This window comes from Stappia indica (assembly GCF_020177335.1).
In the GTDB taxonomy this organism is placed as follows: domain Bacteria; phylum Pseudomonadota; class Alphaproteobacteria; order Rhizobiales; family Stappiaceae; genus Stappia; species Stappia indica_B.
Window position 1 is genome coordinate 39,661 of record NZ_JAIVMG010000009.1, and the last position, 14,091, is coordinate 53,751.

Annotated in this window: 13 protein-coding genes and 1 pseudogene; 3 read left to right on the forward strand and 11 right to left on the reverse strand. The window is 65.7% G+C overall.

Annotated features, from left to right (window positions below; translation table 11 throughout):
• Positions 1-26: 26 nt before the first annotated feature.
• The 7 genes and pseudogenes from LC062_RS13205 to LC062_RS13235 form a co-directional block, all read right to left on the reverse strand.
• Positions 27-1,295, reverse strand: a complete 1,269-nt coding sequence (locus LC062_RS13205) for a cytochrome b (RefSeq protein ID WP_224911499.1) — start codon at positions 1,293-1,295, stop codon at positions 27-29.
• 25 nt (positions 1,296-1,320) lie between these two features.
• Entirely contained in the window at positions 1,321-1,881 is a 561-nt protein-coding gene (gene petA, locus LC062_RS13210) for a ubiquinol-cytochrome c reductase iron-sulfur subunit (protein ID WP_224911500.1), read from the reverse strand.
• 320 nt (positions 1,882-2,201) lie between these two features.
• Positions 2,202-4,052 carry an ABC transporter ATP-binding protein gene (locus LC062_RS13215; RefSeq protein WP_224911501.1) on the reverse strand — a complete coding sequence of 617 codons (1,851 nt, stop codon included), beginning with the start codon at positions 4,050-4,052 and terminating at the stop codon, positions 2,202-2,204.
• Positions 4,036-4,479, reverse strand: a complete 444-nt coding sequence (locus LC062_RS13220; RefSeq protein ID WP_224911502.1) for a hypothetical protein — start codon at positions 4,477-4,479, stop codon at positions 4,036-4,038. The genes LC062_RS13215 and LC062_RS13220 overlap by 17 nt, the downstream gene beginning before the upstream one ends.
• 531 nt (positions 4,480-5,010) lie before the next feature.
• Positions 5,011-5,235 (reverse strand): annotated as a pseudogene (locus tag LC062_RS13225) (ABC transporter ATP-binding protein); the annotation flags it as partial.
• A 49-nt stretch (positions 5,236-5,284) separates the two neighbouring features.
• Positions 5,285-6,367 carry a hypothetical protein gene (locus LC062_RS13230; RefSeq protein WP_224911503.1) on the reverse strand — a complete coding sequence of 361 codons (1,083 nt, stop codon included), beginning with the start codon at positions 6,365-6,367 and terminating at the stop codon, positions 5,285-5,287.
• 169 nt (positions 6,368-6,536) lie between these two features.
• Complete coding sequence (locus LC062_RS13235) at positions 6,537-8,417, reverse strand: ABC transporter ATP-binding protein (protein WP_404829721.1); 1,881 nt, start codon at positions 8,415-8,417, stop codon at positions 6,537-6,539.
• A gap of 129 nt (positions 8,418-8,546) precedes the next feature.
• Between LC062_RS13235 and LC062_RS13240 the strand changes: the two genes are divergently transcribed.
• Genes LC062_RS13240 through LC062_RS13250 form a run of 3 tightly spaced genes read left to right on the forward strand, consistent with a single transcriptional unit; the run spans position 8,547 to position 11,177 of the window.
• A complete protein-coding gene (locus LC062_RS13240) occupies positions 8,547-9,023 on the forward strand; it encodes a tRNA (cytidine(34)-2'-O)-methyltransferase (protein ID WP_224911504.1) in 477 nt (158 codons plus the stop codon).
• A 32-nt stretch (positions 9,024-9,055) separates the two neighbouring features.
• Positions 9,056-10,012, forward strand: a complete 957-nt coding sequence (gene hemF / locus LC062_RS13245; protein ID WP_404829725.1) for an oxygen-dependent coproporphyrinogen oxidase — start codon at positions 9,056-9,058, stop codon at positions 10,010-10,012.
• Between the two features lie 49 nt (positions 10,013-10,061).
• Positions 10,062-11,177, forward strand: a complete 1,116-nt coding sequence (locus LC062_RS13250) for an AAA family ATPase (protein WP_224911505.1) — start codon at positions 10,062-10,064, stop codon at positions 11,175-11,177.
• Between the two features lie 16 nt (positions 11,178-11,193).
• Here the strand turns inward: LC062_RS13250 and LC062_RS13255 are convergent, their stop codons facing one another.
• The 4 genes from LC062_RS13255 to LC062_RS13270 form a co-directional block, all read right to left on the reverse strand.
• Complete coding sequence (locus LC062_RS13255) at positions 11,194-12,447, reverse strand: CCA tRNA nucleotidyltransferase (RefSeq protein ID WP_224911506.1); 1,254 nt, start codon at positions 12,445-12,447, stop codon at positions 11,194-11,196.
• Between the two features lie 24 nt (positions 12,448-12,471).
• Positions 12,472-12,732, reverse strand: coding sequence for a DUF6111 family protein (locus LC062_RS13260; RefSeq protein ID WP_224911507.1), 261 nt, complete (start codon positions 12,730-12,732; stop codon positions 12,472-12,474).
• Between the two features lie 66 nt (positions 12,733-12,798).
• The gene (locus tag LC062_RS13265; protein WP_224911508.1) at positions 12,799-13,467 is read right to left on the reverse strand and encodes a CoA pyrophosphatase; all 669 of its coding nucleotides are present in this window, start codon (positions 13,465-13,467) and stop codon (positions 12,799-12,801) included.
• Positions 13,468-13,469: 2 nt separating this feature from the next.
• Positions 13,470-14,048 carry a DUF1285 domain-containing protein gene (locus LC062_RS13270; RefSeq protein ID WP_224911509.1) on the reverse strand — a complete coding sequence of 193 codons (579 nt, stop codon included), beginning with the start codon at positions 14,046-14,048 and terminating at the stop codon, positions 13,470-13,472.
• Positions 14,049-14,091 lie beyond the last annotated feature (43 nt).

Genomic DNA, 14,091 nt, shown 5'->3' on the forward strand with positions numbered 1-14,091 from the left:
TGAGAACTCCCAAGTTCGCTCGTGGGTCACTTCGTTTCCGGCGCGGACACCGCACCGGCCGGCTGACCGCCACCCGATCCGGCCAGCACCGCTTCGGAGATCGACGCGGGCAGAGCCTTCGGCTTCTCCAGGAAGCCGAGCAGCGGCAGGATGATCAGGAAGTGGGCGAAGTAATAGGCCGTCAGGATCCGGGCGAGCGTCACGTAGATGCCCTCGGCCGGCATGGCGCCGAGATAGCCGAGACCGACGCAGACGGCGGCGAAGATCCAGAAGAACTGCTTGAACAGCGGCCGGTAGGTGCCGGAGCGGACCTTGGAGGTGTCGAGCCACGGCAGCACGAACAGTACCGCGATCGAACCGAACATCAGGATCACACCGCCGAGCTTGTCCGGCACCGCACGCAGGATCGCGTAGAACGGCAGGAAGTACCATTCCGGAACGATATGCGTCGGGGTCACCAGCGGGTTGGCTTCGATGTAGTTGTCCGCATGCCCGAGGAAGTTCGGGATATAGAAGACGAAGTACGCGAAGAAGATCATGAACACGACAATCGCGAACAGATCCTTGACCGTGTAGTAGGGATGGAACGGGATCGTGTCCTGCTTCGTCTTCGGATTGATGCCCGTCGGGTTGCTGTTACCGCTGGTGTGGAAGGCCCACACGTGCAGCAGAACCACGCCGAAGATCATGAACGGCAGCAGGTAGTGCAGCGAGAAGAACCGGTTCAGCGTCGGGTTGTCGACGGCGAAACCGCCCCACAGCCAATTGACGATCGGCTCGCCGACCAAGGGCAGCGCCGAGAACAGGTTGGTGATCACGGTGGCGCCCCAGAAGGACATCTGGCCCCAGGGAAGCACGTAGCCCATGAAGGCGGTGGCCATCATGATGAGGAAGATCACGACGCCGAGGATCCACGAAATCTCGCGCGGCGCCTTGTAGGAGCCGTAATACATGCCGCGGAACATGTGGATGAACACGGCGATGAAGAACATCGACGCGCCATTGGCGTGCAGGTAGCGCATCAGCCAGCCGAAGTTCACATCGCGCATGATGTGCTCGACCGAGGCAAAGGCCGCCGTGGTGCTGGCCGTGTAGTGCATCACCAGCACGATGCCGGTGATGATCTGGGCGATCAGCACGAAAAACAGGATACCGCCGAAGGTCCACCAGTAGTTCAGGTTCTTCGGGGTCGGGAAGTCGACGAAAGAGCCGCGAACGAGCGAAATCACCGGCAAGCGGCTCTCGAGCCACTTCGCCGCCGCGCTCTGCGGCACGTAGTTGGAATGTCCAGCCATGGCTGTCTCCTCTAAACTGCCGCTATCAGCCGATCCGAATGACTTCGTCCGAGATGAACTCGAACGGCGGGATCATCAGATTCTCGGGCGCGGGGCCCTTGCGAATACGTCCTGCGGTGTCGTAGTGCGATCCGTGACAGGGGCAGAACCAGCCGCCGAAATCACCGGCCTCGCCCAGCGGGATGCACCCAAGATGGGTACAGACGCCGACCATGACGATCAGGGCCTCGTTGTCCTTGACGCCACGGTTCACGTCGCTCGCGTCCGCGTCGGGTCCGAGATTCAGATTTCGGGCCATCGGGTCCGGGAGGTCGGCGATCGGCACTTCCTTGGCCTCACCCACTTCCTTTTCGGTGCGGTAGCGGATGAACACCGGCTTGCCGCGCCACATCACCTTGATCGACTGCCCTTCCTCGATCGAGGAGACATCGACTTCGATCGACGCCAGCGCAAGCGCCGACGCATCGGGGTTCATCTGGTGAATAAAGGGCCAGGCCAGCGCACCCACGCCAACCGCACCCATCGCACCGGTCGCGATATAGAGGAAATCGCGGCGTGTCGGTTCGACCGTATCCTGCTGTGCCAAGGTCGCGTCCTCTTCAAAACCATCTGCCCAACGGCGACGGCGCTCGGCCGCGACCGTATTCCGAGTTGGGAGGAATGGGCCGGCGGAGCGCATCGACAGGGCGGCAAGTGCGGCTTCTCGCACTTTTCCAAGCGCGCGTGTTTTTGCACCGTTGACGCCGCTTGTCCAGATCAGCCTTGCGGGAAACGACGCTTTGTCGCGGTTTTTCCGCCAACTCCGACCAAAGCGGTATGCTACCCTCGTCAGATGCCCTTGCGGCACAACGGCAGGACGAGATGCCGGACCAGACAAAACCCGGCCCGGCATGGTTTCGCGGCCGCTCAGCCGGCCGATGCCACGCCCGGCACACTGTCGATGAAACCTCCGGATTGGCGGCTCCAGAGCCGGGCATAGAGGCCGCCACGGGCGAGCAGTTCCTCATGGGTGCCGTCCTCGACCACCCGCCCCTTGTCCATCACCACCAAGCGGTCCATTGCCGCGATGGTCGACAGGCGATGGGCGATGGCGATCACGGTCTTGCCCGACATCAGCGTGTTGAGGCTGTCCTGAATGGCCGCCTCCACCTCCGAGTCCAGCGCCGAGGTTGCCTCGTCGAGCACCAGGATCGGCGCGTTCTTCAAGAGCACCCGGGCAATGGCGATTCGCTGGCGCTGGCCGCCGGAGAGCTTCACCCCACGCTCGCCCACATGGGCCTCCAGCCCCTTGCGGCCGGACGGGTCCTCAAGATCGGCGACGAAACCGGCCGCATGGGCACGCCGCAGCGCCTCCATCGCCTCGGCTTCATCCGCATCCGGCTTGCCATAGACGAGATTGTCATGGACCGAGCGATGCAGCAGCGAGGTGTCCTGGGTGACCATGCCGATGTTCGCCCTGAGGCTCGACTGGGTCACCCGGGCGATGTCCTGGTCGTCGATCAGGATGCGCCCGCCCTCCAGGTCGTGGAACCGGAGCAAGAGATTGACCAGGGTCGACTTGCCCGCCCCCGAGGGGCCGACCAGCCCGACCTTCTCCCCCGGACGGATGTCCAGCGAGAGCCGTTCGATCACCCCGGCCTCCCGGCCATAGTGGAAGCGCACATCCTCAAAGCGAATGCCGCCGCGCCCGACCACAAGCGGCTTGGCACCCTCGACATCCGTCACATCGCGCTCGCGCGAGATGGTGGAGATACCGTCCTGAACCGTGCCGATGTTCTCAAACAGGCCCGAGACCTCCCACAGGATCCATTGCGACATGCCATGCAGACGCAACACCAGGGCCATCGCCACGGCGATATCGCCGGTGGTCACCACCTCCTGTTGCCACAGCAGGATCGCCAGCAGGCCGGTGGCGAACAGCAGCAGGAGGTTGATGACATGCAGGATCGTGTTCAGCACCGTCACCAGCCGCATCTGCCGGTAGACCGTCTTCAGGAACTCCCACATGGAGGCGCGGGCGTAGCTTTCCTCCCGATCGGTGTGCGAAAACAGCTTGACCGTGGCGATGTTGGTGTAGGCATCGACCACCCGCCCGGTCATCAGCGAGCGGGCATCGGCCTGGGTCTTCGACACCGCCTTCAACCGCGGCACGAACACCACCAGCACGGCGATATAGGCGATGAGCCACAGAACCAGCGGCACCGCCAACTCCAGACTGGCATCGCCGATCAGCGCCAGTGCCGACAGGAAATAGACCACCACATAGACAAGGGCATCAAGGATCCGTGTCACCACCTCGCGCACCGCGAGGGAGGTCTGCATCACCTTGGTGGCGATCCGCCCGGCGAAATCGTCCTGATAAAAGCCGATGCTCTGGCGCAGCAGGTAGCGGTGCACCTGCCAGCGGATCACCATCGGGTAATTGCCCATCAGCCCCTGATGGAAGGCCAGCTCCCACAGGACCGACAGGAGCGGCATGATGACGAGGATCACCACCCCCATCCACACGAGCGACCAGCCGTTGTCGGCAAAGAAGGTCTCCCGCTCGGCGGTGGAGAGCCAGTTCACCAGATCGCCGAGGAACGAGAAGATCATCACCTCGAAGATCGCGACGACGGCGCCCAGGAAGGACACCGCCGCCAGCACCGGCCAGACCGGCTTGGTGTAATACCAGCAGAAGCCGAACAGCGTCGCCGGCGGCGCCTTCACTTCGCTGGAGCGGAAGGGGTCGATGATCTTTTCAAAGCGGGCGAACATTGCGCACCTCTGCGGTTTGGATGCCAGCCTGCCGCAACGCCTCGCCCACGGACCAGCGCCGGCGCGCCGGCAACAGCGGCCGGGCGGGAGGCGAGGTGAGCAGCAGCGACAGCACGAAGCTCGATACCGCCGCCGCCAGCACAACCAGACCGAGGAACAGATCGGTCAGGCGGCGGAAGAACGCGGGCGCCGTTTCCGGCACCCCGGCAACGACCACGGCATCAAGCGTATCCAGTTCATGCGCCAGCACGGGCAGAAACAGGACGACAGCCAGAAGGAAGGTAAGGACCAGGCCGGCAGCGGCAACCAGCAGAACGTCACGAAGACGCCAGCGGCCCGGCGGCGGCACACGAATATCGTCGGTAAACGCCGCCGAAAACGGCGGCTTGGGCCGCGCGAACGGATCGAGCGGAAAACGGGAAGTCATAGCGGTCACTCCTGCAGAAAACCTGCGGAACGGGGGTGCCGGACGGATCGCACAGGCGACAATGCACCTGCATCCGCGAGGGTCGCGGATTTATCGCGTGGCAATGATGTTAGGCGCTCGCGACGAGCGCACTGAGATCAGTCGAAGGGAAGAATTCCGGTGGGGCGCATCATGCGACGCGCGGCATCAATCCTCGGTGGCCAGCGCGGGGGGTGTCCCCTGCGAATGCCGGGAGAACAGCGATGCGGATCTGAAATGCACAGACATTGATCATGCGATCTCCCTTTCCTGGCGTGGGCCGATGGCAAGACACCGGCAACTGGATTGATGAAGGCATCCGCGGCGGCCCTGAAAAAAGCAGGGGACAGCGGAACCACCCAAACGTCAACGGGCGTTGACGAGGAGGAGAATACCCAAGCTTTCGCGAAAGAACAGCGAGATTTGACGCAGCGGCCAACCTTGCCGCGCACTGTTGCACATCTGCAACAAACCTGTGTCCCGCCCGCACGGCGGCCGCCGGTTCAGGCCAGTTCAGGCCAACTCCTCCGCCGCCAGGAAACCGCCGGACTGACGCTGCCACAGCTCCGCGTACAACCCGCCCCGGGCGAGCAATGCCTCGTGCACGCCGTCCTCGACGATCCGCCCCTTGTCCATCACCAGACGCCGGCCCATCTCCGCGATGGTCGACAGGCGGTGGGCAATGGCGATCCGCTGGCGCTGGCCGCCGGAGAGCTTCCCCCAGCGCTCGCCCACATGGGGCGCCATAGCCGTGCCGCCCCCCGAAACTCCTCCTGCCGGATTTGTTCTAGACGACGATGGAGGCGGCAAACGGAACGCTTGCCCCAAGGCCGAGCGACGCAACCGGCCCTCCGGTATAGGCCACACTTGCCTGCGCCGCGTCCGCTGGAGACGCCGGCCCCGTGGGAGCGGGGGCCACGCCCTCCGGCAGCGCGCCACCGGAAAGGGCGGTATTCAGACCCTGGACAAAGCGGGGATCCCGGAGTTCGGCAAGTCCGTCCGCGATGGTCCGGTTGATGGCGCTGGCCTGCGAACGACGCTCTTCGTCATCCTGCTGATCGCGGCGCGCAAGCGTGTCGATGCGCTTGCCGAGCCGCTTGAGCTCCTCGGCAACCTCCTTGAGGATTTCGCCCTCTTCCTTCATCGCTTGCGCCCGCGCGCGCGTGACCCCTGCTTCCTCTAGCATCTGATCGCCGACATAGGCTCTCAGCGCCGCCTTGTGCTCCTCCTGAGACGGATCCCCGGCTCCATCCGCAGCCCCATCGGCATCGGACGTGCCACCCGGCACAGCCACGGACGTCCGCTCGTCTCCGCCCTGTCCGCTCTCGCCGCCTGCGCTGGCCTCTGACGGCACTGTGGTCGCAGCGATCACACCAGCTTCGGCGACCACACCAACCGCGGCGCCCTCAGCCCCCTCGCCCGCCTGGATACTGGCCGGCGTTATTCCGGTCGGGGCAAGCCCGGCGCCGCTGGAGCTCAGATCCGACGCAGCCTGCTTGAAATCCTTGGCGAGTTGCTTGAGTTCCCTTTGAAGCTCCCTAGCCTGATCCGGGCTGGCAAACTGCAATCTTTGCTTGAGGAGTTCGATTTTCTGTTTGATTTCCTGAATTTTCTGGGACCGGGAGCCGTCGTCCATCCGCTCCGCCGCCCGCTGAAGGCTTTGGCCAATTTCGAAGCTATCCTTGATTTCCTCGACCGACTCCTCGCTCAACACCAGCCCGCTACCGGACAATTTATCCATCATGGTGCTGGTCCGGTAGAACGGCAGGCTGGCAGCCCCGCCCTGCGCGCCGGCGCGCGGATCGAACCCGAAACGCCCGGTAAGGCCTGCAAACCCGGAGACGGTCTGAAGCATCGACATCATGGACATTGCGGCGTTCTCCGCTCGGCTGCGTGTCTGCTCCAGCCCACGTTTTCTTGCCTGACTTGCAGGAGGGGCTGCCGCGAGCACAACACTCAAACACTCATAGGCTGTGCCAGCTTTCGACGGACACGCTTAACAAACCCTTAAGATGAACAACTTTTACGAATAATCGCGATCACATACTCGCAACTCCGCCCTCCCCCGTCTCCGCCACCCCGTCCAGGAAGCCGCCGGACTGACGGTGCCACAGCTCCGCATAAAGCCCGCCCCGGGCGAGCAATGCCTCATGCGTGCCGTCCTCGACAATCCGCCCCATGTCCATCACCAGGAGCCGATCCATCTCGGCGATGGTCGACAGGCGGTGAGCAATGGCGATCACCGTCTTGCCCGCCATCAGGCTGTTGAGGCTGTCCTGGATCGCCGCCTCGATTTCGGAATCGAGCGCCGAGGTCGCCTCGTCCAGAATGAGGATCGGCGCATCCTTCAACAGCACCCGGGCAATGGCGATCCGCTGACGCTGGCCGCCGGAGAGCTTGACCCCGCGTTCCCCCACATGGGCGGCGTAGCCGTGCCGGCCGCGTACATCGCTGAGGTCGCGGATGAACCCGTCCGCATGGGCGCGGGCGGCGGCAAGGCGCACCGCCTCCTCCCCCGCCTCCGGGCGGCCAAGGGCGATGTTGTCGGCAATCGACCGGTGCAGCAGCGCGGTATCCTGGGTCACCAGACCGATGGCGGCGCGCAGGCTCGACTGGGTGACGCCGGAAATATCCTGCCCGTCGATCAGGATGCGGCCGGTTTCCAGATCGAAGAACCTGAGCAGCAGGTTGACCAGGGTCGACTTGCCCGCGCCCGAGCGGCCGACAATGCCCACCCGCTCGCCCGGTGCGATCGTCACCGACAGGTCTTCGATCACCCCGCCATCCTTGCCATAATGGAAACTGATGTTCCGGAATTCGATCCTGCCCTCGTGCACGGCGAGCGCCGGCGCGTCCGGACGGTCGGTCACCGTCACCGGCCGGGTAATGGTCTCGGCGCTGTCATGCAGGGAGCCCAGCGCGCGAAACAGCCCGTTGAGCTGCCCCATCAGCCGGCCGAGCAGCACCTGAAGCCGCAGCACCAGAGCGAGCACCAGCGCAACGCTTCCGGTCGTCACCGTGCCCGCCTGCCAGGCGGAGACGATCAAAAAGGCAATCACCGTCAGCATCACCCCGGAGAGCAGATTGACCGCGATCCGCATGCCCGTGAGCGTGCGGGTGAACCGGCGGATCGAGGCGAGAAAATCGCGATAGGCCGCGCGGGTGCCTGCGTCTTCATGCGCCGCGTCGGAAAACAGCTTCAGCGTCTGGATGTTGCCATAGCTGTCGACCAGCCGGCCGGTCACGCCCGAAGCGGCATTGGCGCTTGCCTTGGCGCCCTTGCGGATGCGCGGCACGAACACCCGCGCCGCTACGCCAAAGAGCACCAGCCAGATCAACACCGCGACACCAACTGCGCCGTCGAGGCTGGAGGCCAGCGACAGGGTGAACAGCGCGAAGACGACGATGAACCAGATGATCTCCAGCAGGCTGACCATGAAGTCGCCGGCGGATTGCCCCGACTGCCAGACCTTCTGCGAGATCCGGCCGGCGAACTCATCCTGAAAGAAGGAAAGCGACTTGGCCGTCACCTGTTCATGCCCCTGAAACCGCACCAGATTGAAGAAACCGGGGACGACGATCTGTTCTTCCACCAGCGCGGTGAGCGAGGCGGCAAGCGGACGCAGGACCAGAATGGTTCCAGCCATGAGTGCGAGCATCAGCCCGTGATCGCGCAGGAAACTGTCGCGCGCGCCCGCCTGCATCCGGTCGACCAGATCGCCGACGAAGACATAAAGCGAGGCCTCGATCACGGCGGTGACCCCGCCAAGCACCAGCATGGCGAGGAACGCCCAGCGCGCCTGGGAGACGAAGAACCAGAGATATCCGAGTGCGCCGCGCGGCACCGGCCGGTCCGGCAGCGGCGCCAGCGGATCGATCCGCCCCTCGAACCAGGTGAAGATGCGCTCGATCATGGTCATCGGACCTTCCGCAGCGCCGACCGGCGCCGCACGCGGCCTCGCACCGAATCGGGATGACAGGAAACAGCCATCCATTTACCACCCATGGCAGCACCCGCTCCACCCATTGCCAGGATCGCCCCGCCGCCAATGCCCGACCTCGTTCTCTTCCAGCCCGACATTCCGCAAAACACCGGCACCATCCTGCGGCTCGCCGCCTGCATGGATGTCTGCGTGCATCTGATCGAGCCCGCCGGCTTTCCCCTGTCCGACCACGCCCTGAAACGCGCCGGCATGGATTATCTGGAGCGCGCGCCGCTTGTCCGCCACCTCAACTGGGAGGTTTTCGAGAATTGGCGCCGCGCGCAAGATCGCCGGCTGGTGCTATTGACGACGGCCGCAAGCGGCAGCTACGCGGAGTTCGCCTTCGCGCCCGGCGACCTCCTGATGCTCGGACGCGAATCCGCCGGCGTGCCGGCGGATGTGCATGAGAGCGCCGATGCCCGGCTGACCATCCCGATGGCCGAGGGCATGCGCTCGCTCAACGTCGCGGTGTCGGCGGCCATGGTGCTGGGCGAGGCCCTGCGGCAGACCGGCTCTTTTCCATCCCGCCCGCATCTGCCATGAAGGCGGCAAGGAACAACGCGACCTGAATGAACATGGGACGGATCATGAACGACACCACGGCCAAGCAGTCCCCGGCAAAGGGCGGCCCGATCCCCGACGGTATCGAGGACAAGAAGCAGACCGCGACCACCTGGTTCGCGGGTTTGCGCGACCGGATCTGCGAGGCCTTCGAGGCCATCGAGGACGAGGCGGCAACCGATGCGGCGCTGCCGCCGGCCTTGCGCGACGTACCCGCCGGGCGCTTTGAGCGCACCCCCTGGGAGCGAACCGATTCCACCGGTGCCAAGGGCGGCGGCGGCGTCATGTCGATGATGAAGGGCCGGGTGTTCGAGAAGGTCGGCGTTCATGTCTCCACGGTGCATGGCGAGTTCTCGCCGGAGTTCCGCGGCCAGATCCCCGGCGCCAGCGAGGACCCGCGCTTCTGGGCCTCCGGCATTTCGCTGATCGCCCATCTGCACAATCCGCATGTGCCGGCGGTGCACATGAACACCCGCATGGTGGTCACCACCCGCCAGTGGTTCGGCGGCGGCGCCGACCTGACCCCGGTGCTGGACGCCCGGCGCAGCCAGGACGACCCCGACACCATCGCCTTCCATGCGGCGATGAAGGCGGCCTGCGCGGGCCATGAGGTCGCCGATTACGACCGCTACAAGACCTGGTGCGACGAGTATTTCTTCCTCAAGCACCGCAACGAGGCGCGCGGCATCGGTGGCATCTTCTACGACTACCTGAACTCCGGTGACTGGGAGAAGGACTTCGCCTTCACCCGCGATGTCGGTCTGGCCTTCCTCGACATCTACCCGAAGCTGGTGCGCGGCAATTTCGGCAAGCCGTGGAGCGATGCGGAGCGCGAGGAACAGCTGATCCGCCGGGGCCGCTACGTGGAGTACAACCTGCTCTACGACCGGGGTACCATCTTCGGGCTGAAGACCGGCGGCAATGTCGCCTCGATCCTCTCCTCCATGCCGCCAGTGGTCAAATGGCCCTGACCTGCGGCAAATGACCAGCCCCCGATGACCTGACGTTGCGAGGCGCCCCATGTCCCTGCCGCCGCTCAGCTTCATCTCCATCGAGAATTACCGCTCGGTGCGGGCGCTGCATTGTCCGGTCGGAGCGCTGAACGTCTTCGTCGGCCGCAACGGCACTGGCAAGACCAACCTCTATCGCGCCCTGTCCTTGCTGCAACAGGCGGCGCATGGGCGCATCACCCGCGCCATTGCCGAGGAGGGCGGGGTGGAAAGCGTGCTGTGGGCCGGTGAACGCAAGCGCGGCCCGGTCCAGCTTCGCCTTTCCGCCCGGCTCGGCGATCTCACCTATGCAATCGCCATCGGCCTGCCGGTCAAGGGCAGCGATGCCGCCCTGCCGCTGGAACCGCTGGTGAAGGAAGAGAAGCTGACGCTTGCCGCCGGCCGGCGCGAGGTGGCGCTGATGCACCGGGCCGGCCCCACCGCCTGGCTGCGGGCGGCCAGCGGCGAGCGGTTGACCTATGACAACGAGCTTCTGGGATCGGAAACCGCGCTGTTCGCCTTCCGCGATGGCGCGCGCTTTCCCGAACTCGACATCGTCCGCCGCACCCTTGTGGACTGGCGCTTCTACCATGGCTTCCGCCTTGATGCCGCCTCACCCTTGCGCCGCCCCGCCCTGGCGCTGACCACCCCGACCCTTGCGGCCGACGGCGCCGATCTGGCGGCGGTGCTGGCAACGCTGTGGGAGGTACGCGAGGATCCGACCGACATCCGGAACGCGGTCGCCGACGCCTTTCCCGGCTCCGACCTGAACGTCTCCATCGACGGGGCACAATGCGCCTTCGCCATGCGCTTTCCCGATCTTCAGCGGCCGTTTTCCGCCCATGAGCTGTCCGACGGAACGCTGAACTATCTCTGCCTGATCGGCGCGCTGCTGGCCTATCGCCTACCGGCCTTCATCGCCCTCAACGAGCCCGAGGCCAGCCTGCACCCGGACCTTCTGGAGCCGCTCGCCCGGGTGGTGGCACGCGCCAGCGAGCGGGCACAGATCTGGATCGTCACCCACTCGCAGGCGTTTGCCGGCCATCTCGCCCATCATGCCGGCGCGGTCCCGCGCGTCATTCACAAGACGGGCGGGGCCACCGGCATCGAAGGCTTGAAGATCACCGGAGAATTCGTCGAGGATTGAGGATCGGCCAAGCGGATCAGTCGCCGGTGATCTCGCCGCTCTCGGCGATCAGCGCCGCCCGGTCCTTGCGGAAGCCACTGGCAAGCCACAGGCTCTCCGCCTGCCTCAGACGGCGGCCGAGATCCGGCCCCGGACGCGCGCCGGCGGCAATCAGATCGGCGCCTGACACGGGCAGAACCGGCAGCGGCATCACCCGCAGCCGTTCCAGCGCATGCCGGAAGCCCGGATCCTCCGGCCCGACATCCACCTCCGCCCAGGCATAAAGCAGACCGTCGATCGCCAGCACCCGGCCATGGCGATAAAGCAACTCAGCCAGCCCCAGCTCATCGAGCACGCCCCGTTCGCCGGCCTCCAGCCGCGCGCGGATCGCCCGCCCGGCTTCCAGGCTTGCGATCATCCGCTTGCGCTCGGCATTCGACAGCCGCAGGTGATCGGCGAGCTGTTGCAATTCCCGGGTGCCGCCATCGCTGAGGATGGCAAGGCACAGCGCCGGGTCCCGGCTCTCCGCGGCAACCGCGTCCAACGCCCTGAGCGCGCGAAAGGGCCCGATGCCTGCTGGCGTCGCCAGCACATATTGCAAGATCCCGGCGTCGTGCATCACCGCGACCGTATCGACCGCCCCCGGCGCGCTGACCAGCTTGCGCAGCTCCATGCCGATGCGCTCCGCCGACAGATGGCTGAGGCCGGCCCGGGCCTCGGTCACCGCCCGCAAGCCCTCCGCATTCAACTCCCCCACCCCATACTGGGCGTGGAAGCGGAAGAAGCGCAGGATCCGCAGGTAGTCCTCGGCGATGCGCCGGGAGGCATCGCCGATGAAGCGCACATGCCGCGCCTTGAGATCGGGCAACCCGCCGACCGGATCGAACACCGTGCCGTCCCGGTCGGCGTAAAGCGCGTTCATGGTGAAGTCGCGCCGTTCCGCGTCATGCTGCCAGTTGCGGCCGAACCGCACCGTCGCCGAGCGCCCGTGCGTCTCCACATCCTCGCGCAAGGTGGTCACCTCATAGGGCACCCCGTCGCTGACGATGGTCACCGTGCCGTGGTCGAAGCCGGTCGGCACCGGCTTCAGCCCATGCGCCTTGGCCCGCGCCATCACCACCGAGGGCTCGGCGGTGGTCGACAGGTCGATGTCGGTCACCGGCACACCGAGCAGGGTGTTGCGCACCGCGCCGCCAACCACCCGCACCCGGTCGTCGTCCGTCTCCAGCGCGGCAAACACCGCCTGCAGGCTCGGCGCGACCAGCCAGTCATCCGTTATCCGCGCGCTCATTGTCGTTCCGCCGATGGGAAAAGCCTATTCATAATGTCCCGGGATCAACACCCCGTCGCGCAGTTCCGCCGGTTTGTAGACCTGCCCCTCCGGCAGCCCCTCGATGGTGGCGAGCCCCACCAGTCCGGCAATCACCAGCCCGATGCCGGCAATCACCAGCCAGACCATCGGCCCCTCCCGCCAGTTCTTGGAGGTCTGCGCTTTCTTGTTGATGGCGAGCCAGATGGCAAAACCGAGGAAGGGGAGCAGAAACAGGAGGAGCTGGGTTAAAATCACACGCAACATGGGCAATCTATCCGATCAACTTTGGCTGCCCCCTGGGGCGTCGCAGGTCCGTTCCGCGTCTGAGGCTCAACGCCAGACCGTTTCATAAAGCAGCCGCAGGATGCCGGCCGTCACCCCCCAGATGTAGCGCTCGCCATAGGGCATGGCATAGAAATATCGCGGCTTGCCGGCAAAGATCCGGCTTTGCCGCTGGTGATTGGCGGTATCCATCAGGAACCCGAGCGGCACCTCGAACACATCGGCGACCTCGCCCGGGTTTGGCGTCATCCCGGCGCGCGAATCGACCAACCCCAGCACCGGCGCGACCCGGTAGCCCGAGCCGGTCAGATAGCTTGGCAGCACCCCAATGGGCGTCACCAGATCCGGCCGCAGGCCGATCTCTTCATCCGCTTCGCGCAGCGCCGCTTCGACCGGTCCGGCGTCCTCGGCGTCGATCTTGCCGCCCGGCAGCGAGATCTGGCCCGCGTGGGAGGGCAGATGATCGGTGCGCAGGGTCAGGATCACTCGCGCGCCGCCGGCCCGCTCCACCACCGGGATCAGCACCGCCGCATCGCGCGGCGCGCGCGCGGCAAAGGCGAACGGCCCCAGTTCAGGATTGAGAATATGATCGCCCGCCTCGCCCCCGATCGGCTCGGCCAGCCGGGTCCGCGCCCGGTCGATGAACGGGCCGGCATCGAGCCGGGACACGGGCTTGGCGCCCCCGCCGCCTCTCAGGTCATCGGGACACAGGGACATGCTCACACCTCACCGCCGCTGGCGGCATCCACCGCCATCGCGGGAAAGAACATGCCGTCGCTCATCACTCCAAGCATCCTGATGCCGTCCACGTCCCGTTCCTCGAAAAGCTCCACGAGCTGATAGAGCAGCGGCCGGGAGAACAGGGCCTCCAGCCGCCCTCTCACCAACACATAGGGCTTCAGGCCATCGGTTCCCAGCTCCTGCTCGAACCGCAGCGGATGCTCGGCGCCGATCCGCACCACATCGCCCACATTGGTGCGCAGGGTCAGCACCTGACGCGCCTCCGTCTCGTCCGCATGCAGCTCGACACCGAGAAACGGAGCGTCCTCAACGGTGATGCCGAGTTTTTCCACCGGCGTGACCAGCAGGAAACGCCCGTCTTCCTCACGCCGCAGAACGGAGGAAAACAGCCGCACCAGCGCCTCGCGCCCGATCGGGCTGCCAAGGTAGTACCAGCGCCCGTCGGCGGCGATGCGCATGTCGATGTCGCCGCAAAACGGCGGGTTCCAGCGCTCCACCGGCGGCGCCGAGCGGCTCTTGCCGGCGCGGGCGATCAGCGCCGCCAGTCCGGCCGGCATCGCCTCGCCGCTCCGCCCGGCCGGGTCCTGTCCGTCTTTTTCG

Coding starts and splice junctions, on each gene's coding strand:
- LC062_RS13230 (WP_224911503.1), bottom strand. CDS start 6,367: ATGTCCATGATGTCGATGCTTCAGACCGTCTCCGGGTTTGCAGGCCTT.
- LC062_RS13240 (WP_224911504.1), top strand. CDS start 8,547: ATGCCCGACCTCGTTCTCTTCCAGCCCGACATTCCGCAAAACACCGGC.
- hemF (WP_404829725.1), top strand. CDS start 9,056: ATGGGACGGATCATGAACGACACCACGGCCAAGCAGTCCCCGGCAAAG.
- LC062_RS13255 (WP_224911506.1), bottom strand. CDS start 12,447: ATGAGCGCGCGGATAACGGATGACTGGCTGGTCGCGCCGAGCCTGCAG.
- LC062_RS13215 (WP_224911501.1), bottom strand. CDS start 4,052: ATGTTCGCCCGCTTTGAAAAGATCATCGACCCCTTCCGCTCCAGCGAA.
- LC062_RS13250 (WP_224911505.1), top strand. CDS start 10,062: ATGTCCCTGCCGCCGCTCAGCTTCATCTCCATCGAGAATTACCGCTCG.
- LC062_RS13265 (WP_224911508.1), bottom strand. CDS start 13,467: ATGTCCCTGTGTCCCGATGACCTGAGAGGCGGCGGGGGCGCCAAGCCC.
- LC062_RS13260 (WP_224911507.1), bottom strand. CDS start 12,732: ATGTTGCGTGTGATTTTAACCCAGCTCCTCCTGTTTCTGCTCCCCTTC.
- LC062_RS13220 (WP_224911502.1), bottom strand. CDS start 4,479: ATGACTTCCCGTTTTCCGCTCGATCCGTTCGCGCGGCCCAAGCCGCCG.
- LC062_RS13270 (WP_224911509.1), bottom strand. CDS start 14,048: ATGCCGGCCGGACTGGCGGCGCTGATCGCCCGCGCCGGCAAGAGCCGC.
- LC062_RS13205 (WP_224911499.1), bottom strand. CDS start 1,295: ATGGCTGGACATTCCAACTACGTGCCGCAGAGCGCGGCGGCGAAGTGG.
- LC062_RS13235 (WP_404829721.1), bottom strand. CDS start 8,417: ATGACCATGATCGAGCGCATCTTCACCTGGTTCGAGGGGCGGATCGAT.